Origin of the sequence: Vibrio sp. qd031 (genome assembly GCF_002100145.1) — a bacterium.
In the GTDB taxonomy this organism is placed as follows: domain Bacteria; phylum Pseudomonadota; class Gammaproteobacteria; order Enterobacterales; family Vibrionaceae; genus Vibrio.
On record NZ_JXQD01000018.1, the window covers coordinates 1 to 26,667 of the forward strand.

Sequence of the window (26,667 nt, forward strand, 5' to 3'; positions counted from 1 at the left end):
ATTCTTCTGTGTGTCGAGTTCGTTTCGTTTTCTTAATGGACATTGATTCACCTCGTTAGTGATTTTACTCACTTAACTCGGTGTCCGATACTGCTGGTACGGATCAACTTAAGACCCGCCAAATTCATGAACATGACCTATATGTAATATGAAGAGTAAATGAACACTTTTTCCCGACTAGTCTGCGGCGTACAAAAAGGTACACCTTTGTGGACAGCCAAACTTCGCCTATAAAGCGACTTACATGACACGATTGCAGATGAGCGGGGATAGAGGTGGCTCATCGATGCGTTGTAATGGTAATTATTCAGCTATTTAGTCGAAGGGCCAAGTTGGAAGTCGTTCACTAAAGCCGATAGGGAATAACTCCAAAGAGAATGTGACAACGCAATACCACCCTGCATACTCGCACTGTCACATTTTGATTCCTTTAGCTTTGCACACATGGGTAGATACCATGATCTAATCTCTGATGATTGAAAAACTGCCACTAGAGAAAACTGAAAGTCAGAAATCGGCTACATGCACAATCTAACCATTTTTGTTGCTTCAAATGATCAGATCGTAGAAAGTTGGAAAAGTTCCGTCGATTTAGGAAACAACGCCTGTTCTTGGCAAGAGCAAAAAATAGTCGTTCAAAGCTAGATTTATTCAGCCATTAAGACCCCCACTTCGCTAAACCGCCCATTTTGAATCAATTATTAGTGCAACATCGATTTATCTATTTTGTATATTACCGTGTCTACATGTAACGAAACTGAGCACAGTAAGCACCAAAGGAATATTAAAACGCACAGCCCCGATGACAAGCATTCAACCGAGTGAAAAGTGCATGCCTGCGTAGATCCAGTCACCCAAGCACTCGTAGCGTCAGAGTTGCATTTATCAGATTTTAGCATTGAAAACGATTCTAACCTCTCAAGCAGACACACCAAAAAGTTATTGAGATTTCAGGTGATAGCACTCGCTTAGCGTAGGCGTTGTACGAAGTTATCTGCATAATGCGTAGGATAGCAAAAAGCCTACCAAACAAGGGCTCACCGGTCTTCAAACGATATTTTACCGTAGGATACTAGAAGCGAAATGGACCGACTGTTACAAGCCTATCGTGAGGGTTATTACTAGCATTCACTTTCAACATTGGCGAAGTATTGTGTAAAGCAACGGCGAATCAGACGATTGAGTTACCGAAATTGATTGCTAGCGCTGAAAAGCATTACACCACTAAACTATCCAGTCTACAGAGCGTTATTTCGTTACAGTGCAATGTTAGTAATATGTATATTTCTCTTCTCTAAATTAGTATATCCTCGTGATTTTATATAGTTTAACCGCCCTGAGAATATCAATTAGTGACATTTAGAATCCGCTTGTTACAAGTAAACCAGCCCGTATAGTTCTTTTTTAAATTAAACTCTTGTAACGTACATTCCACTCAAAATATTAACAACGAGAACCAAAAAAATGAATAAAGGTTGGTTATTAATTCCAATAGCCTTGGCATTATCTGGCTGTAAGGATAAAAATGACACCCCTTCTCCAGAGGAAAAATATAAATTTTCTGTTTCCGGCTCTATATTAATTGATGGCAATTTAGGCAAAGACATTTCTGTCCTGGCCGGTTCTAATTTAGTTCACTCTGAGAGAAGTAGTGTTAATGGCGATTTCTCAGTTTCATTTGAAGTTAGTGAACAAGACTATAAGTCGATGAAATCAGAACCTATCATTGTACGCGCCAATCTAGCAAACAATGCGGAAATGTCACACTTCACTAACATGACCCTTGCTAGTTTCACTGACAGCAAGCTTGAGAACATTGTTTTATCACCTATGAGTTCAGCAGAATATGCGCTTGCTGATTCCAACAATTCAGGTCAGGTCAATTTTAAACAGTGGAGCGAATATCATGAATATCGCGATATAGATATTGCGAATCAAACCGCTCTCAAATTGGCTACCGCTCAGCAACATGAATTATTGCAGAGTACAAAAGCCAATGTAAACGATCGAGATTGGTTGAACAGTTTAAAAGACAATCGAAACTGGAATGAGTGGCTTGAAAATAATCAAACTGATTTAATGGCTACATGGGATTCATTATTTGTTGGTGATATGGCTCTTGAAGTAGAGCGCATTCTAAACCTGCAAGACGGCGACACCACGCTTGAAGACTGGCACCAATCGTCAGACACAATTCTAGATGCCATTGAGAGCTCTTGTCTGATTTCGATTATTCATAGTGATGGTAGTGACACCGGTCGTGGCGAGGTTGGTGATAATTGGGGGCTTCGTTCCTCCATCGGCGATACATCCACGGGTATGCCTATCGATAAAGCCGTAAGCTGGATCAGCAGCAACACATCGGTGATTGGCATCAATCAACATGGTGAGGCGACATTAAAATCACCAGGTAAGGCTACTCTTTCTGCCCAACTCAATCATGACGAGCAGATCTGTTTTGACTCTTTTGACGCCTTGGTGTTAGAAGGTGGCAGTGACATCGAACTGAAAGACGTAAAGATTGTAACGCTACCTGAATGGCTATATGTGGATGAGTCCACAGATGTAAAAGCTGTTGGGGTTTGGTCCGATGGCACGATGAGCCAAATAGACACTTTAGGTGAATGGAGCACTAGCAATGAGGCAATAGCTAGTTTTGACCAAAACCGAGTAGCGGCACACAAAGCAGGTACGGTTTCTGTTAACTTTACTTACCAAGCGTTATCTGCGACAGCGTTCTTAGAAGTTAAAGTACGTGCTGATGACGCACCAAGCGTTGATCACATTGTTATACACGGTGATACTTCCGCTAAGCCAGTTGGTGGCTCTTGGGAACTGCAAGCGCGAGCTATGTACAATGATGGTGAGCATCGTGATGTCACTCATATGGCTTACTGGGGTAGTTCAAATCCTAAGGTAGTCACAGTGACTGAAGGCCGAGTCATGGCACTTTCAAGTGGTTACGCTGACATTATGGCGTTAGTTGATGGCATATCTCAACAGGTAAGATTGGTGGTTACCGAAGTTGACGAAGAAGCGCCCGAAATTGTTGGTATGGAGATTGAAGGTTATGAGGGCCCCAAACTCGCGGGCAGTTCATGGCTGCTTGACGCGATGGTGGAGTTTGATGATGGTCTAATACTTAACCTGCGTTCCACCGCAGTGTGGAACTCGTCTGATCTGAATGTGGCAACGGTACGCGATGGTAAAGTTGAAGCATTGGATGAGGGTGTAGCGACTATCTCCGCGACGTTTGATGGCGTGGAAGCGAGCATCGACGTGCAGGTTGTATTACCAGATCCTGAATTACAGTCCATCAGTGTCATTGGTAAAGTAATACCAAAACCCATTGGCAGCGCTTGGAATCTAACAGCACTTGCCCATTACGACAATAACACTTCTTATGATTACTCTTCTAAAGTCACATGGACGAGCAGCAACGAAGCTATCGCAAGTGTCTCTAATGGTGTTGTAACTGCACTCGGTGCGGGAACTGCGTCAATCACAGCAACCTATGAAGGCTTTGACAGTAGAGTTACTGTGTCAGTCAATGCTCCAGAGCCATCGTCCATTGATTTGGATATGGCAAGCACTGATATGGAGTACGGCCAAACACAAACTGCAAAAGCGTATGCGGTTCATACCGACGGAACACGTGATGATATTACTGAACAGGTAAGCTGGATTTCGTCCAATCCAGAAGTTGCGACCGTAGAAGGTGGAAAGGTTTATGCGCTAACGGCTGGAGAAACCACGGTTTCTATTCGTTACTTTGGCTTTGTAGCGCAGGAAAAGCTCACCGTGACTGAACCCATACCTGAGCGTGTTGTTTTAGACGGTAATTTTGACGCAATGCCACGTGGTATTAATCGTCAGTTGCGTCTCTTGGCGTATTACGATGGTGATGTCGAACCAAAAGACATTACAGAGGTTGCTTTGTGGGAGTCATCAAGCGCTAATATTATCAGTGTAGATTCTGGCTATATTACTGCGGTTAATATCGGCGAAGCGACGATAAAAGCCCAATGGAACTCGCTCACAGTGCAACGAGCGATGGTCGTGCGTCAAGCTGACCCCGTGTCAGTAACACCAGATATTACTGGGAACCGCTTGGCACTGAAGGAAGGAGAACGAGTAAGTAGTGTTATAGCAATTGAATACACAGATGGAACCACAACGCATTTTCATGAGCCACGATTTACTAGTGTAGGTAGCACTACTGATGAATCAGGTCTGAAAATACTTAGTCTCTCTAATGGCAACAATAGTGAGTCAATTCGTGGTGTTCGCGCAGGTGAGTCAACAGCGAATTTAGGCCAAATATCGGATGATATGCTTCAACCATTAACCCAGCTTGGAGTGATTATTTCCGGTTCTGGGAGTTATAAACGGGTTGATTTGGATATAACAGTAGACGATAACTTACAAGAGTATAAATGGACCATAACCAGAGGCAATGACATAGAAGGAAGTATTGCTAGCACAAAGTTTAACTTTACGCAGGGAGATTCCGTTTATCAATTAGTTTCAGTGTTGCCACCGGTACAAGGGTTGCTAGAATATTGGCTGATTGAATATAACCTCGAAGAAGGTATCAACTACACACTATTTTGGCAGGGCCCTAGATACGGCTATACGCCTATTATTGATGAAACAAGCATAAATGGAGGAGGTAATGGCTTTTTTGCTTATAAGTTGCGCAAAGAAGACGAAGATGATTATATAAATTATATATATGACTTTGAAAACGACATTCACCACGAAATAGAGCAAGATGACCGTGTTACAGACAGATATGGACAAATATTTTCTCGTGGCACGATACACCATATTGACACCAATGGTGACATTACTCTATTAACCACTTTTTCTGACTCTAGTAGTAATAAACGGTCTTTGCGGACTTTCAAGTATTCATTTAAAAATCGTCAATGGACGATCATTGAAGACGTTATTAGTACTGTATATTATAGCTCTAATCATAGACTATGGTTTGCTCATGCTCGCCATGACAGTTACTTTATTGGTATGAAAGTACCTAGTGATACGTTTTATACTAACGATCATCACATAGTGTTAATTGACAAAAAAACAGGAGAAAAAGTTCAGCATAATACCCATTATGGCATGTTAGATGAAAATTATTGTATCGATAATGGTGTAAGCCCTGTCGCTTACCAAATATCATTCATTGGGGACAGTAATAGATATACCATGACATGTAGAGCCACAGAAAACACAAATCAAAGTAAAACGGATAGCCATTGGCTGTGGGCAACTGATAGCACCTGGGCAAAAGAAGTTAAATTTCCGCAAGGGTTCGAGCAAAGTTTAGTTAATGGATCTTCCGTCCGTTTTGGCGATATTTACTATACCGACTTAGGACGCGTGGAGTCGACAGACCCTACATCTAAGCATAATTCTAATGCAATATCGCTAACATCCATTGACGATAACACCATCAGTTATGTACTTATGGATTCAGTAATTGAAAACCGCGTACGGTTAACCAATCATCTAGATAACAAATCCATTGACACTCAAGATATGCTGTTGCCAAACTCAAATATTGACGGTGAATTTGCCATGATCTTGTCAGATAACCGGATGGTAGTTAAAGACACAGCCGACAACTGGTTAACTGACAGTGAACTTTGGGGCTTACCATCTACTGGGAACCTTTGGAAGGTAGCTGATACATGGGTTATTGTCAGCAACTCTGGTGTGTTTTGGACGCTGCGTCAACGTCAACCCGAAGATTGAGCTTCAATGTCGTTTTCACAAACGAAGTATAGGATGACTAACATACCAGCCCCATTGCACGCAATACGCTTTGGGGCATAAGCTTGCCAGCAATGCCTGCATGTTCCGCTAGATTTGAACTCGATAGGTTACAAGCATATACTATTGATGACTGCTATGAGAAACGCGGCTTCCCCTCCACTCGTAGACAAATGAATTCAAATAGCCCTGTTCTCTTCCACTCATCGAGTATTGACCGCAGGTAGCGCGTAATAGAGCCACTTCTAGTGGCTTTTGTCGTATCTGGGTGTTAGAAGAGCTAAGATATCTACCTTGTAGTGGTTCAAGTGTAAATATATGTAATCCAAATAGTGTTACACCAGTGAACTATTCTTTACGTGTCTAACAAAGTTTGGGGCAAAAGTGAGTTTGCCAACAATGCCCAATTCGATCCTAAGTCAGCACAGAAAAACACAACACCTATAAGGACTATGCTTTCTTTCTGCTCACCCACATAATCTTAGATATTTACCATTATAATGGGCGTTACACCTTCAGGGATTCATAACAGGCTTTATTGTCCGCTGACACGAAGTGCCTATTTGAAGACTGTCACTCAAGCCGGTATGGAACAATTCCAAAGAACATGTGACAACGCAACACCATCCTACATACTCGAAATGTCACATTTCCCAACATTTTGCGCTCCACGCAATGGTAGGTGTTAAGATCTAATCCTTCATGAACAGGGACCTGCCAATAGGGGAAACTGTAAGTCAGAAATAGCTTACAGGCACAATCACCATACAGTTAACCATGCTTAGCCAGCACATATCGAGTACTTCGCCCTGCCCCAGATTTCTCTAAACAGCCTTGCTCAACAAGTGCAGTTAGGTGACGAGTTGCAGTAGGCTTACTGACTTTGGCAACTTTGTGATATTGAGAGGTATTGATCCCAACCTTGAAGTCGCCATCAAGCATTCTGTTCAACACTTTCACTTGCTCCGCAGTTAGTTTAGTTTGCTCGACATGACGCCAAAAGTTGGCTTTAAAAACCGTTTTTTCAATCTCATCAAGGGCTGCATCAAACGTTTCATTTAGGGTGTCAAAAAACCAAACTATCCAAGCCGTAATGTCTACGTCGCCTTTTTGGGTTTTTTCTAAGATCTCGTAGTAGCTTTTGCGGTTGGCCAAAATGCCCACCGACATCGCATAGAATCGCACCGATTGCTGCTCAGCTTGCGCTAACGCCAAGTCCGTAAGCAATCGAGTAATTCGACCATTCCCATCATCTAGAGGATGCAGGGTTACAAACCATAGATGTGCAATTGCAGCTCGAATTAGTGGATCAATGGTGACGTCTTCCCTTGACTCATTGAACCACTCTACGAACTGAGTTATTTCAGCATCCAAAATCTCACATCCAGGCGCTTCAAAATGAATAACCGGTCTATCAATTCGTCCTGATACCACCTGCATAGGTGCAGAGCCCCTTAATTGGCCTCCGATGACTGGGTTAAACATGGTGTAGCCTTCAGGAAAAAGCTTATCGCGCCAATGCAAAATCCTTTCTAAAGTAAGGGGCGCATCAAGGTTTTCGACAGCATCAAGCATGATTTCAGCCAAACCATCTGTTTGCTCTGTTGTCGGGAAAGGGCGTTCTTCTGTTAGACCAAGCTTGTTTGCCAGTGAAGAGCGCACAGAAGAAGCGTTGAGTTTTTCACCTTCAATCGCACTGGAGTGAACAATATTCGCTAGCAAGGTATCAAGCAAACTCTCTTTATGGTCTTGAGACTGACTTGTCATCTTTCCAAGTAAAATTCCTTGATTTAGGCGTGTTTGCCTAAGTAACGGTTCTATGACCGTACTATCCCACCTAAATTGAGGCCAATTAGGCTGTTGCCAGATCCACATATTGATACCTTGATTCGAAAGTAAGCTCTATTCAAATCACATTATGATGTGAATAAGCATGTTTTTCAAATCACATCATGGTGTGAATAGTGGTTTTAGTCGGCATAAAGATGATGGGTTTAGCAAACTTACTATCGACTTTCTCTGAATTATCACTTCATTAACCACACTCGACGAAAAAAGCGCACTTTCGTTGACCGTATCCTTGAGAAAGAATGTTGTCGTCGCACAAAAACCACTACCCTCGTGCGTTTGCCTGAATCTATGCCATCAAGAAAAATCACCTGATTTCATCCGTTCCATCAAATCATGTACCGCATCGCGCCCTGCTGCGTACCTAATCAGGTCAATGGGGGCTTTATCGTTTAGAGGCCGTTTTGAATTACTCAACCACTCTATGACTAACTCATCCTGATCGTTAAACAACTGTATGAGCTCTCCCCAAATCTGATACAGACCTATAACTATTTCAGATTGGTATGTCCCGAGGGATTTGTGCCTGTACAGTCGACTAAGGTCATGCGAGGAAATGCCGAGTCCCCTCGCAACCAACTCCTTGGATAGAATATTCACGATAACCCTGATAGTTTTACCGCTTGCCGCTATTTGTAACGCTTCTGCAATCGTGAGTGGGACTTCCATAAAACCAGGGACCAACAAATAGTTGAGCGAAATTGCGTCTGAGCTATTGCTCGCACAAACAGCGGTAGCGTTTCTGCTGCGCTGCAAATGAACGTATTGCCTACACAGTTCAGCAGAGCGCTGTGTGAGTTTACACAAGTCGATGTTAAACCCATCTGTTGTTTCAATTGAATCCATAGTTCTTTCCGACATCGTAAAAGCTCAAGTGCTAGGTCGTACCGTTAGTCAAGTTAAAATGAAGTCCTTTCTTCGTCGCACCATCAATTCTAGCAGCACTGCGTTAATCGGCTTACACGAGTTCCTTGAAATAAATGTAATACAGCCCACTAGGCAACCATTACCTCCACCTGTGACAAGCGAATATGATGCTAGCAACGGGATCGTCATTATCGAGTGCAGCGTTAAAATGACCTGAACACTAGGATTTTTTCGATATTACCAGTGCCATGTGGGTTGAAAGAAGAATCTAAAACTCCTGGCTGATAAGTCTGGTTTCTGCCCACCTCCCACTAAGTTGATTTAGGGGCTATCCAAGACTTACATAACCCCTTTAAGTCACTTAATCGGCAATCAACCCAACATACTCAGCAGATTTAATTTGACCAAATTGGTCACGTACAACTTTACATTTGACGCGAAACGTCGTGTTAAGTTGTGCAGCCACTCGAATCGCATTAAGCAACTGCATCTGGTCTTCTACTGACGTCATGCGGTGCAATTGAATAGTAAAGTCAGCCTTTTTCTCGCCAACAACCTTTACCCCAAAACTCTTAAGACAAGTTTCCGTGTCAGTCAAAGGAAGTCCGATTTTACAGTAGCAAACAGTCAGCTGTTCAATTTTGTAGTCACCGGTGGACATTGGTGGTAAAACGTTTTGTACCGCCTGTTGCTCCGCAATAAGAGGGTTCTTTAGGAGTTTATGGTACTTTTGATTTTCACTCGATGTGCACTGACGGAACTGGTTTTCTATTACCTCAGTCAGGTCACTGACTACAAGGTTCATGTAATTTGCAAAGTCAGCCTCGACATCAGAAGGCTTCACTGCTGAGTGTTTGGTTGCAGGAGTAAATGAGCAGTGCAATCCCTCATCGGTCGAAATCCATTCAATGTCAGTAGCCCCATAGCGATCGCGCACTAACTGTTTCATTGGGTTGAGGTATCTATCTGGTACGGTCAAATTTTCAATCGAACCCTGGTAAGATAGTAGCTTAGAGATGTTTATCGATAACTTTGTTTGTGTAGGCATGATCGGCCTCCTGTAGTGAGTGTTCCACTACATAGGCGAACGAGTTCATCGCTTGTATTCGGCTCGCTGACTGGCGAACAATAAGGTAGCTAGAGCCAGCGCTATGATTCGGTCCTGACGTCTACCACCGACTATAGAATAGAACCCCAACGGGGACTCACTTAGAGCGATACCATCCAATTTTGATACCAACCTAAAATCAATGTTATTGTCACAAGTATTGAGCTGACCTTTCGTATTGCAACTGAGTACCCATAACTTCGTTTCCCGCTCAATATCGCTGGGACTGGCGCTGATAAGTTCTGTTAACACATTTCGAAACACCCTGGTCTTTGCTAAGTTGATTAAAACCGATCCTTCATTCTGAGCATATGAAAGCAGCCCAACGAGCTTGAATGCAAACCTTGCTTGTAAATCCATGTTCCCATATCCAACCTCGAGTTGGCATATGACACTTTTCGTGGCTCTCACAGCCCTAAACGCAAATTGCTGTTTAGTTTCCCCGATATGTGGTTGCCCAACTATTGACTCGCTTGTGAGCTGTTTAAAGGGCATGGCCCCGGCAGTTGGCAACTTAAGGCCGGTGTTCCAACCCGAGTCGTCTCGGCTCCGTCTTTTACGAAACATCGCGAAGGGTACGTTTAACGCATCTGATACCTCTTTTTGAGTGAGGGTTTTTCCGGAAGCTGAATGGTAACGATAAACAAGGTCCGCAGTGTGTATATAGTGCCTAAACAAAGTCGACTCGCCTGCATGTCCCATAGAGCGACATAATGCGAATAGTGCACCACTTGTACGTCCACCAAGGACATTCCTTTCACAAAACCTCTGTCGAATCGCTTCTAAATCTTTGGTTTCAAAGTAGTCTCGTACCGGTTGAATCCCTACCTGCAAAAGCATCAGGTAGTATAAGTTGGCGTAAGAGTGACGCAGGTCATGGAGGGTAAATTCCATGTCATTAGTAACGGTCTTAAACAGCCCTCGCAGTATATCCCGGATATAAGGGGTATTTTCAAACAGCTCGAACTGATAGTTCCCAATCGCAAAATCAACGCAATCACGAAGGATTTGCAATTCTTCGTCAGACAAGAAGTCAAACATGGATAGTATTCTATTTGAACGCACCGTTTTTAGCCGTTTTCTACTAGTAGTCCGTACCATTAAGCGATTGCAGTCAATATTGATGTGTTGTACTGACAGGCTCATAGCTTCGGAGGCTCGTAATCCAAATCGATACATCAGAATGGCGAGGGCTTTCAAATTGGTCTTTTCTGGAGACTTGAGGTCTTTGCTACCTTCGATCGCTAGTAAGGCGCACCTAAACTGAGTTGCACTAACCAACTTCGCCCTTACACCAAAGACCTTGTGACCATATTTTCCACTACTCTTGTCTCCCAATAAGATCCGCAAAAACCTCGTTCTTCTCTCAACGGCAGTGGAGCAAGTCGACTCTGCTTTTTTGGATTCACGTTCTTGCTCTGACGCAAAAGCCATGAAGTCTTTGCTGAACTCCTCAGGTGTTTCCATCATCTCCTCTAAATCAATGTTTAAGCAATACTCTATTAGAGGGTAAATGGTGGCATGGACATAATCTTCTAGCGTACTGGTTTGTATACCACCTTTTTTCTGGGTGTCGGTAAGCACTTTAAAAATGTAAAAGTAACAGACCCATTCTAACGCCCCAAGATCTTGATGCACCTGCTGTAACAATTCATCGAAGGTTAACTCAGCCCCATCTTCCAGCTCCAAGACTTTTTGTAAATGCAATTTAAGGATAGGAAGCTGATAATTTTTGCTGTTTTTCCCAGACAGCTTCAGATCTTCTATTAATTCTCCAATTGCCGTTCGTCTCCGATGAACGACACGTTTTACAGTTACTTGAACTTCTTGCTCGCTAATCGTACCTGTAAGTAACTTAGTTAAGGTTTTCTCACTTAGTGGCTTAGTTACCCTCAAAGCATGGGTGATATGCGTTGCTATATGACAAGGCAGATAAGGTTGAGGTTTGGATCCCAGCTGATTTAATCTTGATAACGCTTTATTTTTAGTAAGAATTTCTAGAGCGGCTGCAGACTCATCAGTCAACAACCAACGTTTTGAATCTTCCATAGTCAACGCGAGAAGACCTCCAACATTTGCCACACTAGCTCCACTCTTTATGGTGCTAACTAATTCGCTCATTTTGATATGAGGAGGTAGCGTACGATGAACCACTAGCGCGGCTCGGTCTACTTGACTCAATGGCACAGTTTTCTCGTTCTGTTTTTCAAGATTTGCTGTTGGCAACCTCGGTAAGCTAATTAGCTTATTTTGCACTTGTTCAATACTGTCTTGAAAACAGCGAGTAGAACTCAGGTAATAGGGAGACTCTAGCCTAAAACGATCTGGCTCGTGCCCACAGAGAGCGATGCCAAACGGCTCTGTTTCATCAACCTCGCGAATGAGTGTGGTCGCAATCTGTCGAAACCAGTTCCCCGGAACTTTGTGGTTAGGGTACAAAGTATCGAGCATTTTGGTGGATGACAGAGGTATCAGACGGCCGTTCCCATCAAAAGCCGTTAGAACTGAATCACTTTGTTGCAGAACTGGCAACTTGAGCCGACGTCGTATATGGCGCATCATTCTGAATCCTCGACGAATCAGCGATGCAGAATAATCGGTCAACGGTAGTAACCGAGCTGAGTGAATTTTACAGAGCTTTTTCTCCTCGACTCTAAAAACCTGACCGTCGTGAGCACCAATACCCAATACCTTATTTTCTATGGCAGACTGCTCGCGCAACGATGCATTTGTCGCATAAGCCGAACCTACGACAGATGCCACTAGGTTGTAGAGTGTCCTTAATTTCTGTTCAGACAAGAAGTTTCGCTTAGACCAAAGGCGCCGAATTTCGATTCCTACCTCATCGTGTCGTGATTGCAGTTTATCAAGGTCAGCAACCACCTCACTGCCATGATATAGGCTAGAGTCGACTTCGATCAGACTATATGGAAATCCAAATTCTTTCCCTAGAATCGACTCCAATGCTTTGCCATACCGCTTGATGCTATAGGCTACCTTGTGCGAGTGATAATAGAGGTGGTGGGCATTTGAAAACTCAGCATTAGCTAAAATTAAAGACGCTGTTTGCGGGTCGCAATAGTTGTTCAGGTGACAAAAGCTAACAGCCCGAAGCGATGAAAAACCGGTTCTCCAATGAACAAGAACCTCTTTACCAACTTTTGAATGCAGCCAATCCCAAACCTGTTTAGATTCCAACGGCAATAGCTGAGCAAGGGTAAAGCTGCCACCTAATTGAGGCAACAAATCACGAAGACGTTGTATGAGTAGCCTAGGTAATGGAAGGCTAACTCTATGTGTATGCGGCGCCATTAGCTCACTCACATTCTCGGGTCTTTGATAAGCGTTGTCAGGAATATAATCTGATCGTGTCCAACTACCTCTAGATAGGCAAATCCCAAGCTGATCACCGCGTTCAATGCCAATTTTGGTCTGCTCCCAACAATCTGGATGGATGCTAGTGCACATTAACAGTAAAACCCCTACCGCCATTTTGCTGTCGCTAACGCTTGCCCCTGAGTCTTGCAAAACAGAAACGCTCATCTTTACTATCGACCGTTCCTCATCTGCCGTAAGATAATGAGATTGATTGATAGCAGGATTGTCATATTTACGGTTGCGGTTTTCATCGGCAAACTCGCGTGCTATCGATTTTTTCCTGCTACACAAAGCCTCGCAATAGATGCGATTTCCAATCTCATTTTGACGCAACTTCTGAACACCACTAGTTGGTATACAATCACGAGCGAGCAAATAACTAGCGAATACACTGAGTTCACAAGCGTCATTGGAAAGCTCTAGAGAACTCCTGATGGTAGAAATACTCCGGCAGCCAAAATCTTGGTCTGCTACTAACTCTTCTTTATGAAACACCGAACTCAGCATCGCCCTTTCATGACGAACAGCGGTGGTGTCGATCTCATTATCAAAAGCGTCAAGCACCATTGAATAAAGGTTTCCTAGTTCACGCACCACAACGCTTAGGTTGTCCACTGTCCGCAACTCCTTAAACGGCGTGAGAAGCTTACTAAGCAAGCGGCGCTGTTGTGTGCCACAGTCTAAATGCTCGGTAAGCAGTTGATTTAGTTTATCCATGCAATTGTCCTGTATGTCTGACCTCTATTACATAGGCGAACGAAAATCTGCAGTAATGCAACGTGGAGAGAATGAGAAAGTGCTACTGGTTTATGAGAGATGTGATGGGTTAGATTGATGTGGATACTTCAAATATCGACACAGAAGGTGGTCAATTACAACTCAGAATGTGACAACCACATTAATGGGCATGCAGTTACCATGTCACATTGGAAATGCCTCAAAACCACCTTTATTGGCAGCCTCTAAGTAAATCCGTTCCCTAAGTCACAAACCACGACCTCGTCTTTTTTCGCTTGCTAAAGTGGTGAAATACACAATCGTTTATGTCACGCCCGAATGGATTACGGTTGCGTCGCGCACAACGAAAGGCCGTCTGGTTTTTACACTTTGGCCACGGGCATGATTTATTGCCCCTCGAAACAACCCTGCAGTCACGAATTGATCAAACAGCGCCTCATAGTTAGCGCAGCCGATTTGGTTTGCGTACCCGATAACGTGAACATCGTTGCTTTTGGCATACCTCACTAGTTCAGCAAAGTCTGAATCACCAGAGCACAAGATAAGTATCTCTGGCTTTTCTCTAACAATTCTAGCGCAAACGTGTGTCGCCATGAACACGTCCATACAACTTTTACCCTTACGAAGTCTTTTTGTATGCAACACTCTGCCATCAAGTTCTTTGGTCATGCCAAACCACTTACCTTTTGCCAACCGTTCAGAGTGCATACATACGTTAAGGTCGACGTCGCCCATCAATTTTAAGCTCTGCACAAAGCAGCGGAATCCTCTTGTTGTAACGTTTTCAGTATCGACAAATATCGCTATCACTATGTTCTTCTGGTGGCGTTCTAACATGGAAACATCCTTTCCGATTAACTGGATGTATTAATGTTCGCATTAAAGCAACTCCCGACTAGAGCCCATCCAATCTTGGGCTCGCTTAAAGCTATCTTGCGAAATAAATTCACCTAATTGAAAACGGCCATCATAAATACAGGGGGTTATTTCAGGTCATCAATGACGAAGCTAGTCGGGAAAATCTACCGGGGTAGCCTTCAAAGGAATACACAAAAGAGGATTTGATGATGATTTACCCCCAAGCAGTTGCTGTGCAATGCGCGCAGTTTGTTCACCGCCGAATTCAACATCAGCGTTTCTTTTCTGATGATCAAGTTGTAGAGTTACAGAGTGAGCTTTACCGCTCCCTAATGGATTTCTATGGCGTTGGTTCCAGACTAAACTTCACCAAGCGCGATTTAGCTTTGATTGATCTTGCCGTCACAATCACTCCTATAGTATTGGGAGATGCGATATACCCAACCAAGAATGATATTCGGAATATTCTGTTTAATTTCTACAACGACATGCTAAAGCAGTTTGTTAGAGATTTTGGCGAAGTTGAATAAGTATGTAGACTAAGTGCTCAATTCATGACTTGAATTGAGCACCTTAATGGATCACTCAGTTCTGCTTGCTATCCAAAAAATACCAGCGCCCTAGTTAAAACATAGCTTACTCATATTATGGAAGTTGGGCTTAGCGACTTTAAGCCGCAGCCGCAAGCGCGACCATCATAGGAGTTAACCAACGTAAATATGAGCCAACCGAGCTTAGATATCCGACGAGTATGGTTAAGTAATAGGTGGGAGTGGTCCATTCATAACGTATCCCCTTAATGTCTTTGCCTAACCGTCAGTATAGCACCCACATGAGTACTTCCAATTGCCCGATTTTATCTCAAAAGTAGATGAGAACTGACGTATTAGAGGAATCAATTTTTTATTGGTTGTGACAAGCACCTTAGGGAGATTACACCGTTGATGTCACGCATCAGAGTATCCAAAAGTCCAAGTCCAATTTAGCGCCTTTGAGCGGCTCAATCTAGCCTGGTCGGCCATAGGCAGACGTTAGTACTGGGGCTAAGATTTTCGCCCTTTAAGCCCGCTTTGGCGAGCGGTGGAGAACAATCTGGGCGCAGGTTAGATCTAAAAGCTCAGTACAGCCCCCCTTAAGAGGTATCATCGGTGGTGGCTTGACCACCAGATAGGATGATCTCAAGCGGCTTACTTCAACGCCCATGGACACATGAGGCGGGGGTCGATTTTTTGGTGCGTCCGACTGGATCCGTTTTTTTTCGGCAAAACGACCCGAGTTTTGCCGATTTTCAGCGGTGAGCGCCAAGAGTCGAAAAATAATCTCTTGGAAATGTCGACCTATACCATTGTTCTTAATGGCAATTACTGCCGCTCAATTGAAGGTGAGCCTCAGAACTCAAATGGTCGCAAATTGGTTCGCCTATAAAAGGTTCGGTCCAATATAGCTTTATTGGCCGAAATTCGGCCGATTCAGGAAAGTCACCTCCCAAAACGAGGGGACGACGATTAAAAATTGCCTTATGACTAATTATTTTTTGAATCCAAGCAGGCGTTCAATTGAAATCCGTTTTAAGGCCAATCAGGAGTCCCCCCCAAATATCGCGCTTTTAAAGGGAGCACGATGGAGGGTTGACCACAAGACAGGGCACTCTCAACAAACTCACTTCGTCGCCTAAGGGCACCTGAGGCGAGCATCGAAACGTTGGTTATTGGCCTGACCCCCCTTGCCGGGGCCGATTTTTTGGTGCGTCCGACTGGATCCGTTTTTTTTCGGCGAAAATACCCGAGTTTTGCCGATTTTCAGCGGTGAACGCCAAGAGTCGAAAAATAATCCCTTGGAAAAGTAGACCTATACCATTGTTCTTATTGCCAATTTTTTCTCTTCAATTGAAAGTGATCCCCAGAACTTAAATGGTCGTAAATTGGTTCGCCTATAAAAGGTTCGGTCCAATATAGTTTTATTAGCCGAAATTCGGCCAATTCAGGAAAGTCACCCCCAAAACGAGGGGACGACGATTAAAAACCGCCTTATGACTAATTATTTTTTGAATCCAAGCAGGCGTTCAATTGAAATCCGTTTTAAGGCCAATCAGGGGTCCCCCCTAATATCGCGCTTTTAAAGGGAGCACGATGAAGGGTTGATCACAAGACAGGGCACTCTCAACAAACTCACTTCGTCGCCTAAGGGCACCTGAGGCGAGCATCGAAACGTTGGTTATTGGCCTGCCCCCCCTTGCCGGGGCCGATTTTTTGGTGCGTCCGACTGGATCCGTTTTTTTTCGGCAAAAATACCCGAGTTTTGCCGATTTTCAGCGGTGAACGCCAAGAGTCGAAAAATATCTCTTGGAAAAGTCGACCTATACCATTGTTCTTATTGCTAATTTTTTCTCTTCAATTGAAGGTGAGGCCCAGAACTTAAATGGTCGTAAATTGGTTCGCCTATAAAAGGTTCGGTCCAATATAGTTTTATTAGCCGAAATTCGGCCGATTCAGGAAGGCCGTCATCCCATAACGAGGGGACGACAAACAAAAATGGCGTAAAACCCTACTATTTTTGAACCCAAGTTCGCGAGTGATGAAGAACAGTTGTTGAGCCTGACCAGTAGCCCAAGCGCTGTTAAGCGCCTTTGGATGATAATCAACTCCAGGTTACCCACCGGATAGGACGACCCCAAACGGCTCACTTCGTCGCACACGGGCTCCTGAGGCGAGCATCACATCATTCTTTTGTGCTATGGCAATCGGTACGAGGCTAAATCAATCAAGCATTTTCCTAATCCACTCCTCCATCTCCCTAGTCGGGAGAGAAAGTGCGTAGACAATGATTTCGAAACCTGACGAACTGCCGATCAATGAGAATGGATAGGGTTTAGCATCCCTATAGTTGGTTACTCAGCAACCAATAGTCGCTCGCCTATATCGGTACACTCTCAAAGTATCGAGGAAAACCAATATGAGAACGACAACCATCAAAGTAATCACCCTTAACAAAGCAGCTGAATATATCGGTTTGTCAGCAAAAACATTACGCAACCGGATCCACGAAGGCCGTTACCCATCAACGCTATTCAAAAAGGTAAATGGCACTTGGATGCTGGATATTGAGGAGTGGAACCAATGGCACAAAAACCAGTAAAAGAAACAAAGCTTCCTACAGGGGTCGAAATTCATGGTAACAGCATTCGTATTAGTTTTAGCCTTAAAGGCAAGCGTTGCAGAGAAACCTTGAACCTGACACCAAACAGCCAAAATATTAAGCATGCAAAGCTTAAACGTGATGCGATACTTCATGAAATCGCATTCGGAAATTTCGAATATGGCAAACACTTCCCCCTGTCAAAACATGCTGGTGGAAAGCATGCATCTCGTAAGATTGAAGACTTGGCGATTCGTTACCTAGAATACAAAGACATAGATGTTAGGCGCTCGACTTTGCAACGAAAAAATTGGGCGCTACGCCAGTTTGTTCAATTTTTTGGCCGCAACCGCAGTTGCGATGCCATTTCGCCACTTGAACTAACTGAGTATCGGAAAGCAATGTCAGAAGGGCTCTGCGGCACAACCATTAACAACAACTTGGTTACCATAAAAGCGTTCTTAAAATGGGCACATGAAATGGAGTTCGTTGACAAAGACTACTCACCGATATTAAAGCGAGTAAAAAATGCTGATCCTGAAATTGAACCCTTCTCATTCGAGGAAATCGATGCCGCTCTCGCTAATTGTAAGCAGGAACAGCACAGAAACATTGTTACAACCTTCGTGTATACCGGCATCCGCACTAGTGAGCTTGCTGCATTGGCATGGGAAGACGTAGATTTTGAGGAGCATACGATCAAAGTTCGACGGTCGGCGTATACTGATCGAGGTCTGAAAACAACGAAAACTGACACAGAGAGAATCGTCGATTTGCTTCCTCCTGTTGTCGTAGCATTGAAAAGTCAATATGAACTAACAGGAAATCTGCCCTCAAAGCCATATGACGTCGAACTACAGGACAAGTCAATGAGACGGGAACACCTTCATTTTGTTTTCAACCCTAAGGTTGTTCGACGCCAAAAGGGAAGTGACTGGGACTATTATGGTACACGTGGGCTCGGAAAAATTTGGGAATCGATGTGCTTAAAGGCTGGAGTGAAGCACCGTAAGCAATATCAACTCAGACATACATATGCTAGTTGGATGATCACTCACGCTAACGTAAACATTAACTACCTAGCAAAACAGATGGGGCACAAAAATATCAATATGATTACAGCCATCTATGGGAAGTGGTTGGATGAAGCAAACAAACGAGAGTCAGCTCGAGTTTGGGAGGAGCTAAAAAAGGTTCATAATAAGCTTTAGCCTCTAAAGTCATTCGAGAACTAAACAAAGCTTCCGACACAGCCCGTCACACCTCATAAAAAAAGACGCATCGAAGCGTCTTTTTCTTGGGGCATATTTGGGGCATTTTTATGGGCTAAATAGGGTTTTTCTTTCCTTTTTACTCCAAATAAATTTCAGTCATCCTAACTAAAAAGGAGGGGTTAGCCTTAAGCGAACGCCCTACTCCCAATCAAGGATAACTTTCCCGGAAGCCCCGCTACGCATGACGTCAAAGCCTTTTTGGAAGTCATCAATCTTGTAGTGATGAGTGATAATTGGGGTCAAATCTAAGCCCGATTGGATCAGGCTCGCCATTTTATACCAAGTCTCGAACATTTCACGACCGTAGATCCCTTTGATGATCAAGCCCTTGAAAATCACTTGGTTCCAGTCAATGCCCATATCTGATGGTGGAATACCCAATAGCGCGATACGGCCACCGTGGTTCATCGTCGCTAGCATCGAGCTAAATGCCGCTTGAACGCCGGACATTTCCAAACCTACGTCGAAGCCTTCGGTCATGCCAAGCTCTTTCATCACGCCATCAAGACTTTCGGTGGCTACGTTGACCGCTCTTGTTACGCCCATCTTGCGCGCAAGGTCGAGACGGTATTCATTAACGTCGGTGATCACAACGTGGCGTGCGCCTACGTGTTTTGCGACTGCGGCGGCCATAATGCCTATTGGGCCTGCGCCTGTAATTAGGACGTCTTCACCTACCAAATCAAACGACAACGCGGTGTGTACTGCATTACCAAAAGGGTCAAAAATAGACGCCAAATCGTCTGAAATGCCTTCTGGGATCTTAAACGCGTTAAACGCAGGGATCACTAAGTACTCTGCAAACGCGCCTTCGCGATTGACGCCTACGCCAACGGTATTACGGCACAAGTGAGTGCGTCCGCCGCGACAGTTTCGGCAATGTCCACAGGTAATGTGGCCTTCACCAGACACGCGATCTCCCAAAGAAAACCCACGTACTTCTTGGCCTATCTCGACCACTTCACCAACGTATTCGTGCCCTACTACCATTGGAACTGGAATGGTATTTTGAGACCATTCGTCCCAGTTGTAGATGTGCACGTCGGTGCCACAAATGGCGGTCTTTTTGATTTTGATGAGTAGGTCGTTATGGCCAAGTTGAGGTTTATCTACCTCGGTCATCCAAATACCAGGCTCCGCTTTTAACTTTGACAGTGATTTGATCTTCATTTGATAAGCTCCATATCACGGCCAACTTCAATGAAAGCATCAATCGCTTTGTCCAATTGCTCACGAGAATGTGCCGCCGACATTTGGGTGCGGATACGAGCTTGTCCTTTTGGTACCACTGGGAATGAGAAACCCGTAACGTAAATGCCTTTTGCCAGTGAACGTTCGGCAAACTCGGCCGCCACTTTCGCGTCACCAAGCATGATAGGAATGATGGCATGATCAGCACCCGCGAGAGTGAAACCAGCTTGCGACATACGAGCGCGGAAATGCGCCGCGTTATCCCATAAATGGTCGCGCAGCTCGCCGCTTTGCTTTAGAAGCTCTAATACGCGAATCGACGCATTCACAATCGCTGGCGCTACGGAGTTTGAGAACAAGTATGGGCGTGAGCGCTGACGCAACCAGTCAATCACTTCTTTTTTGCCCGAGGTGTAACCACCAGATGCACCGCCCAACGCTTTACCTAGTGTTCCGGTAATAATGTCTATGCGATCAACCACATTGTGGTACTCGGGTGTCCCAGCTCCTGTTGCTCCCATAAAGCCAACCGCGTGAGAGTCATCGACCATCACTAACGCATCGTATTTATCGGCTAAGTCACAGATCGCGGGTAGGTTTGCCACCACGCCGTCCATCGAGAATACGCCGTCGGTCACGATCAGCTTGTGGCGAGCACCCGCTTCGTTAGCCGCAATCAGTTGTTTCTCAAGTTCCACCATATCGTTGTTGGCATAACGGTAGCGCATTGCTTTACACAGACGAACACCATCAATGATTGAGGCGTGGTTGAGTGCATCGGAGATGATGGCATCTTCTTTACCTAAAATCGTTTCAAACAAACCGGTATTAGCGTCAAAGCATGAGGTGTATAAGATGGTGTCTTCTTTACCCAAAAACGCCGACAGGTTAGCTTCCAGCGTTTTGTGAATATCTTGCGTTCCGCAAATGAAGCGAACTGACGCCATGCCAAAGCCGTGGTCATCCATACCCTGCTTACCCGCAGCGACTAAGTCTGGGTGATTCGCTAAGCCTAGGTAGTTATTGGCACAGAAATTTAGCACTTCCTCGCCCGTTGAAATGGCCACTTGCGCTTGCTGTTGAGAGGTGATCACGCGCTCAGACTTGTAGAGACCTTCAGCTTTAACTTCGTCGAGTTGCTGCTGGATTTGAGTGTAAAACGTCGAAGACATAGTGCGTCCTTCTTTCATTGATGTTGAGGATGAGAAGCGATAAACCTTCCGCCTTTCTGAAGTTTCTATTCTAATTTATCCCCATTAGGATTAGTATTCCCTGCATGGGAATAACATTAGTGAATCTGAGGCACAAATAGTGAAAACCGAACAGCTTATGGCTCATCTTCCCGATTTAGCTGCTTTTATTGTAGTAGCAAAAGAGAAGAGTTTTACGGAGGCGGCGAAGCAGTTACAAGTGACCCCATCTGCGTTAAGTAAGTTAGTTAAACGGCTTGAACGGGCGCTTCAAGCTCAACTGTTTGTGCGCAGCACCCGCAAACTGGCCATTACCCCTATTGGCGAGGAAGTGGTGTTGCAGGCACAACAAATGTTGAATGCAGCCCAACAGGCTTTTGTAGTGGCCGAACAATATCAAAATCGAGTAGAAGGTACTTTAACCATCGCTGCACCCGAGGCTTATTTGCATTCGGTTTTGCAACCCATAGTGGTAGAGTTCTTAGCTGAGCATCCACTTGTCAATATTAAGATTCTAGCCATCGATGGCGACTATGATCTCAACCAAAAAGGGGTCGACATCGCGTTTAAGCTTACCGACACGCCAAGTCCTGAACTTGTAGGTAAAAACTTTGGTGGCACAAAACTGGTGCTCGTTGCCAGTTCAGACTATTTAGCTTCAAAAGGGACTCCTAAGACGCCGAGCGAGCTTGCGGAGCACGATTGTTTGTTCATAGCTGAGCGGGAAGATACTGCGAGTTGGACATTTAGAAAGGACAATCAAAGTGAGAAAGTGGTCGTCCATGGACGCTTTGCAGCTAACCAGTCGCAATTGCGCCTAAACGCGGTGCTTGGAGGTTTAGGAATCGGGATCTTTCATGACTTCGTCATAAACGCTCACCTAGAATCTGGAACGGTAAATCAGGTGTTACCTGAGTGGTCCCTTGAAAGCCGCTATTTCGGCTCAGTCTACGCCCAGTATCACGGTTCTACCTATATCCCAATTAAAGTGGGCCGCTTTATTGAATATTGCGAGCAAAAACTTGGCTAGGGCCCTACCTTATTGTGATTGAGCGAATGTATCGTTGGGTTGCACAGCGAGGTATTGAGTCAATAAGTGTGAACTTGATTGAATTGCCAAAAAAGATTAGTTTAAATTAATTCGAGCTGTTGGATTTCCTAGTTGAAAACACCCACTTTTACATTTAGACGAACAGTGCTGCTTCTGCTATTGGTGTTCTGTGTAATCGCCGCTGGCGGCGCTTCAGCGCTTAAATCCATCGGCGCAAACGTATCTTTAATCAAACATGTTGAACACACTCTAGGTGGTGCAATTTTCTTACACGCCATCATTGCCCTATTTTTAGGAATTGTCGCTCAACTCACCTCGCCTTACTCGTGGCGCAAATTACCTGTGGGGCTATCTATGTCGGTACTCCCCATTCTTGTTTTAGTCACCTTAGACGAGAGCCTACAATATTTCATTCCAGCCAGACATTTTGCGTGGCTCGACATGGCCGTCAATATAGCAGGTGTACTTAGTGGTGCACTGTGTGTGGCACTGCTCCAACATCTGGTCCGCTTTGGAAAGCGGCTATTGGTATTAGATCACTCCCGTTCATAATGGTAAACTTCGGCTAAACGACACTATCGGGCTATCCAATTTCATGGCAAATACCGCACACGCTTTACATATTTTAGTTAAACACCGAAACCAAGCAGAAGACATCATCACGCAGCTTAAAAAAGGGGCTAAATTTCAAACATTAGCCAAAAAATACTCAACCTGCCCTTCTGGCAAAAAAGGGGGCGATCTTGGTGAGTTTCGTCGAGGACAGATGGTGCCACAGTTTGATAAAGCTTGTTTTAGTGGGGAGGTGTTAACCCCGCAGCTCGTCAAAACCAAATTTGGCTGGCATGTGGTTAAAGTGCTTTGGCGAACGTAGCCAAAATCTCAAAATTAAAATGCAAATAAGGGCTTGTAGAATCACTACAAGCCCTTATTTTTGCATCCAATCAATAATTATTTACTTAGCGTAACCAGTGTCTTCCCGAGTAACCATTCCAGTTCACGCTGACTTGCTTCACCGTATAAGTCGTTTAGCAAAATAAACAAACGATCTATGCCGTTACGGGCAAAATCTTGTGAGTTATCAGAGGTCACAACATGGTGGAATAGTAAGCGTAAAATGGCTAGGAACTCGCTGTTTTCAAGAGAGACTTCCCAACTTTTAGAAAATCCGTCTAGTCCGTTGTTCACCTCTAAATGGTCCATGAACATTTTAAAAATTCGACCGTCTAGGGCGGCGGTAAAATCTGTCTTCTTAGGAAAATGATGGCTAATGCCTGTACGAGAAACACCTGTCTGCTGACTCAACGTGGTGTACGACATTTTGTCGTAACCTAATGAGATCAGCTGATCAACAACAGCATCCATGATCTTGTTGATAGTGATTTCTGTATCTTCTTTACTGCGCTTTGGCATACTACAAACCTTTAATTTCTAGTTGTTGTTTTCCAACATTAGGCATAAAACACATAAACAGGTGTATGAAGTCATCCCATACTTAGCTGTAGTGGAGGAGGTTTTCCGCCTAATCATTATTGGTACATATATATTATACAGATGGCGTACGGAATCAATAAACAGAATTGCATTCTGACACACAGATGACAAAATGACTCACTTTTGAGCCACTCATTGCAACATTACATTCATGGAAACGTTACAACACACAACAACTGTTCTGCATTTAGTGAGATAGTTTCATTAAACCCTAAAAATTGTGTGGCGAGTCACACTCACTAGCGATACACTCCTTAGAATCAAATTTGTTACTTTTCTATTTAGAATGTGAGCTCAATATGACTGAACAATATCAAGACGCAGAACTGTGTGAAGCCTGTGGATGCAGTGCTGAAGTCGGCTTTATGATCAAAGAAGGCGACGAAGTTTCTCAAGTTTCGCTTTTCTCTGGCTCAGCTGAAACACTAAAAGCAGAGTTCGATAAATATCTTGCACTAGCAAAAAGCATTAATCAAAATGTGCAGTTTGAAGCGTCCAATATCGATGCAGACACCACTGAAATGCACGTTAACTTCAAATTTGAAGTCACCGCAGAAAAATTGATTTTTGATCTAAAGTCGCGCACTTTATCTCGCTAATCACCCACGGCTTAAACACATTAAAGCGCCCTGCTAATCACTAACAGGGCGTTTTTTTATGCCTTTAACAACGTCGGACAGCAGTCGACATGTGGCCACAGTAGAAAGCAGCTGCTGAAATGACTAAAGCTTTACCCAAAAAGTCCGATAACGAATATAACTTTATTTAGATTGCTTCAAGACTACTGAGTAAAATCCCTTATGCGCTTAAAAGTTGTCCATTTCCTTACACCATTTTTAATATTGGGTACTGCACTACCGAGCCTTCCTGTATTAGCGCAAACCAACCCCCTCGATCGTTACCGCATTCACAACCACATAGATAGTTATGGCAACTTGGATCTTCGGCTTACCCATTACACCGCCATTCCAAGTCCTTTTGAAGTAAAGGGAAACCTAGACCTATCTAAAAGCCTGGTGACCAAAATAGACAAAGGTGTGGTGATTAATGGCAGTTTAAAAGCGCACAACAGTGCCCTCATATCTGTTGCCCCTGGTGTGAGCATAAAAGGGTTCGCAGATTTTCTCGGATCGCCACTGACCTATTGGCCAGCGGGTGTCATGGTCGGTGGTTATCTCAATTTCACCGATACCCAACTCAAAAGCTTACCAGCGCGTTTACATGTAAAGGGGGATTTATCCATCATTAGAGCGCCTATCACTGAGCTACCTAATGATCTTCGTGTGGATGGAAACCTTTACCTCGGCGGCTCGAGCATAAATACGCTCCCGCAAACAATGTCTGTATCCGGAAGTATTTTTTTAGGGGGAAATCAGATTGGAGTGTGGCCAGAAGAGCTCAACCTTGGAGGCTACGTGGTTCAATAACCACGCAAAATGCCTCCAGTGCGTTATCCCAGCTTATTTATGGTCTTGTTGGCGGTTTTTATAAGGGTTCGCGTAAGAGGCGATAAGAAGCGATTGAGCTTCTTTTGGTAACTGATCCAACTTTGATTGCAACTGCTGCTTGGTTTTCTCAGTAATGGACTCGTGCTCTATACCTGCCGCTAAATAGTTGATTGGGTAAAGCTCGTACAAATCATGGATTTGTGCATCAAGCTCGGCCGCCAATTGATCTGGCGACTCTATATCGTGGTCTTGATCTATGACCTGACCAAATCGAACGCTGATGCGGCCTTTGTATCCGATGATGCCTTTCACGATGCTATCAATGTCTTCAAATTCGCTCTTTTGATACGCACCTTCCGTTGCCTTTTCGTGCAGCTCTTTCGCTTTCGCAATATCACATGGATCATTTTCGTAAGAAATGGCCACAGGAACAATTCTTAAAGAGTGAATGTAGTCGGCAAAAGAGAGCTTGCGTTTTCTCCCTTCTAGCTGGATCATTTTGATGATTGCCGGATCAGTAAAGTCATTACCGTCTTTGGCACGTCCTTCTTTTTGAGCAATCCAAATCGAGTTATTGGTTTCAAGCGAATGCTTGATGTATGAAGAAAGCAGTCCTAAAGCCTTGAGCATTTCTCTGGGCGCTTTCGCCGAGCGTTTTACAATAAAGCTTTTGTTTATCTTCATTAGCTCGGTAGCACTGGGCTTCTTAAGCAGATTATCGCCAATTGCGATGCGTACTGTCTGATGTTTACTATGATGAAGCCCATAATTGACCAGTGCCGGATCCATAGCAATATCGCGATGGTTCGAAATAAACAGGTAAGGTGTATTTGGATCTAACTTGTCCAATCCCTCATAGGAGACGCCCTCACTGCTTTGATCTAAAGCCTTAGTCAAATACTTTTCGACTTCCAATTGAACGTCATGAACGGTCTTAAGCTTTGAAAGCTTGGCTTTTAAAGCGATCTTAACCAAGGGGGTTAAGCCTGCTTGGGCTATTTTGGGCAATTTAGGAAATTTGAAGCGAACAATCGCACTGGTAAATTCATCGTCGTTAATCAATCGCTGAATCGCTCCACTGATTTCTGAATCGTGGTAGGGTCTGATCTCTTGGTAAATGTCTTGTTGTTCGCTCATTATACGGCTATCTATTAAGTCAATGCGCGCCAATTCTACTCACAATATGAGTTTTAATCAGCAAGTACTTAAGTTTAGGCTACAAGGTCAGACCACAAACAGTCTTTTTTGGTAAATTTTGGTACAAATGTTGGATTGCGCTACTTTTCTGGGTAACCTATGCACCTTA

General features: G+C 44.0%; 18 protein-coding genes. 9 read left to right on the forward strand and 9 right to left on the reverse strand.

Annotated elements, in window-relative coordinates:
* The first annotated feature begins 1,464 nt into the window (after positions 1 to 1,464).
* Positions 1,465 to 5,763 carry an Ig-like domain-containing protein gene (locus ST37_RS05960; protein ID WP_084884610.1) on the forward strand — a complete coding sequence of 1,433 codons (4,299 nt, stop codon included), beginning with the start codon at positions 1,465 to 1,467 and terminating at the stop codon, positions 5,761 to 5,763.
* Between the two features lie 789 nt (positions 5,764 to 6,552).
* Here ST37_RS05960 and ST37_RS05965 read toward each other — a convergent pair.
* The 5 genes from ST37_RS05965 to ST37_RS05985 all read right to left on the reverse strand — a co-directional run bounded on the left by ST37_RS05965 (position 6,553) and on the right by ST37_RS05985 (position 14,557).
* Positions 6,553 to 7,656, reverse strand: coding sequence for a Fic family protein (locus tag ST37_RS05965; RefSeq protein ID WP_084884612.1), 1,104 nt, complete (start codon positions 7,654 to 7,656; stop codon positions 6,553 to 6,555).
* A 270-nt stretch (positions 7,657 to 7,926) separates the two neighbouring features.
* A complete protein-coding gene (locus ST37_RS05970; protein ID WP_172400933.1) occupies positions 7,927 to 8,475 on the reverse strand; it encodes an antitoxin Xre/MbcA/ParS toxin-binding domain-containing protein in 549 nt (182 codons plus the stop codon).
* Between the two features lie 382 nt (positions 8,476 to 8,857).
* Positions 8,858 to 9,544: a hypothetical protein gene (locus ST37_RS05975; RefSeq protein ID WP_084884616.1), complete on the reverse strand. Its 687-nt coding sequence runs from the start codon at positions 9,542 to 9,544 to the stop codon at positions 8,858 to 8,860.
* A gap of 45 nt (positions 9,545 to 9,589) precedes the next feature.
* Entirely contained in the window at positions 9,590 to 13,699 is a 4,110-nt protein-coding gene (locus ST37_RS05980) for a site-specific integrase (RefSeq protein WP_084884618.1), read from the reverse strand.
* A gap of 324 nt (positions 13,700 to 14,023) precedes the next feature.
* The gene (locus ST37_RS05985) at positions 14,024 to 14,557 is read right to left on the reverse strand and encodes an NYN domain-containing protein (protein ID WP_084884619.1); all 534 of its coding nucleotides are present in this window, start codon (positions 14,555 to 14,557) and stop codon (positions 14,024 to 14,026) included.
* A 227-nt stretch (positions 14,558 to 14,784) separates the two neighbouring features.
* On the opposite strand from ST37_RS05985, the gene ST37_RS05990 reads away from it, so the two are divergent.
* The 3 genes from ST37_RS05990 (at position 14,785) to ST37_RS06000 (ending at position 18,924) form a co-directional block, all read left to right on the forward strand.
* Positions 14,785 to 15,108, forward strand: coding sequence for a hypothetical protein (locus tag ST37_RS05990; RefSeq protein ID WP_084884621.1), 324 nt, complete (start codon positions 14,785 to 14,787; stop codon positions 15,106 to 15,108).
* Positions 15,109 to 17,530: 2,422 nt separating this feature from the next.
* Positions 17,531 to 17,713 carry a hypothetical protein gene (locus ST37_RS05995; protein ID WP_084884623.1) on the forward strand — a complete coding sequence of 61 codons (183 nt, stop codon included), beginning with the start codon at positions 17,531 to 17,533 and terminating at the stop codon, positions 17,711 to 17,713.
* Positions 17,695 to 18,924, forward strand: coding sequence for a site-specific integrase (locus ST37_RS06000; protein WP_084884625.1), 1,230 nt, complete (start codon positions 17,695 to 17,697; stop codon positions 18,922 to 18,924). The genes ST37_RS05995 and ST37_RS06000 overlap by 19 nt, the downstream gene beginning before the upstream one ends.
* Positions 18,925 to 19,125: 201 nt before the next feature.
* Here ST37_RS06000 and tdh read toward each other — a convergent pair whose 3' ends face one another.
* Both tdh and ST37_RS06010 read right to left on the reverse strand, forming a co-directional pair.
* Positions 19,126 to 20,157, reverse strand: coding sequence for an L-threonine 3-dehydrogenase (tdh, locus tag ST37_RS06005; protein ID WP_084884626.1), 1,032 nt, complete (start codon positions 20,155 to 20,157; stop codon positions 19,126 to 19,128).
* Positions 20,154 to 21,350 carry a glycine C-acetyltransferase gene (locus ST37_RS06010; protein WP_084884628.1) on the reverse strand — a complete coding sequence of 399 codons (1,197 nt, stop codon included), beginning with the start codon at positions 21,348 to 21,350 and terminating at the stop codon, positions 20,154 to 20,156. The genes tdh and ST37_RS06010 overlap by 4 nt, the downstream gene beginning before the upstream one ends.
* A gap of 139 nt (positions 21,351 to 21,489) precedes the next feature.
* Between ST37_RS06010 and ST37_RS06015 the strand changes: the two genes are divergently transcribed.
* The 3 genes from ST37_RS06015 to ST37_RS06025 all read left to right on the forward strand — a co-directional run bounded on the left by ST37_RS06015 (position 21,490) and on the right by ST37_RS06025 (position 23,293).
* Complete coding sequence (locus tag ST37_RS06015) at positions 21,490 to 22,398, forward strand: LysR family transcriptional regulator (RefSeq protein WP_143698138.1); 909 nt, start codon at positions 21,490 to 21,492, stop codon at positions 22,396 to 22,398.
* A 132-nt stretch (positions 22,399 to 22,530) separates the two neighbouring features.
* Complete coding sequence (locus ST37_RS06020; protein WP_143698139.1) at positions 22,531 to 22,971, forward strand: VanZ family protein; 441 nt, start codon at positions 22,531 to 22,533, stop codon at positions 22,969 to 22,971.
* A 43-nt stretch (positions 22,972 to 23,014) separates the two neighbouring features.
* Positions 23,015 to 23,293: a peptidylprolyl isomerase gene (locus tag ST37_RS06025; protein WP_084884631.1), complete on the forward strand. Its 279-nt coding sequence runs from the start codon at positions 23,015 to 23,017 to the stop codon at positions 23,291 to 23,293.
* Positions 23,294 to 23,370: 77 nt separating this feature from the next.
* Here the strand turns inward: ST37_RS06025 and ST37_RS06030 are convergent, their stop codons facing one another.
* Positions 23,371 to 23,832 (reverse strand): TetR family transcriptional regulator, encoded by a 462-nt coding sequence (locus ST37_RS06030; RefSeq protein WP_084884633.1) that lies wholly within the window; start codon positions 23,830 to 23,832, stop codon positions 23,371 to 23,373.
* Between the two features lie 380 nt (positions 23,833 to 24,212).
* Between ST37_RS06030 and ST37_RS06035 the strand changes: the two genes are divergently transcribed.
* Together ST37_RS06035 and ST37_RS06040 are read left to right on the forward strand one after the other, a co-directional pair.
* A complete protein-coding gene (locus ST37_RS06035; protein ID WP_084884635.1) occupies positions 24,213 to 24,512 on the forward strand; it encodes a DUF406 family protein in 300 nt (99 codons plus the stop codon).
* A 201-nt stretch (positions 24,513 to 24,713) separates the two neighbouring features.
* Positions 24,714 to 25,340 carry a hypothetical protein gene (locus tag ST37_RS06040; protein WP_242426233.1) on the forward strand — a complete coding sequence of 209 codons (627 nt, stop codon included), beginning with the start codon at positions 24,714 to 24,716 and terminating at the stop codon, positions 25,338 to 25,340.
* A 33-nt stretch (positions 25,341 to 25,373) separates the two neighbouring features.
* On the opposite strand, the gene ST37_RS06045 is transcribed toward ST37_RS06040, so the two are convergent.
* Positions 25,374 to 26,498: a 1-acyl-sn-glycerol-3-phosphate acyltransferase gene (locus ST37_RS06045; RefSeq protein WP_084884637.1), complete on the reverse strand. Its 1,125-nt coding sequence runs from the start codon at positions 26,496 to 26,498 to the stop codon at positions 25,374 to 25,376.
* Positions 26,499 to 26,667: the final 169 nt, after the last annotated feature.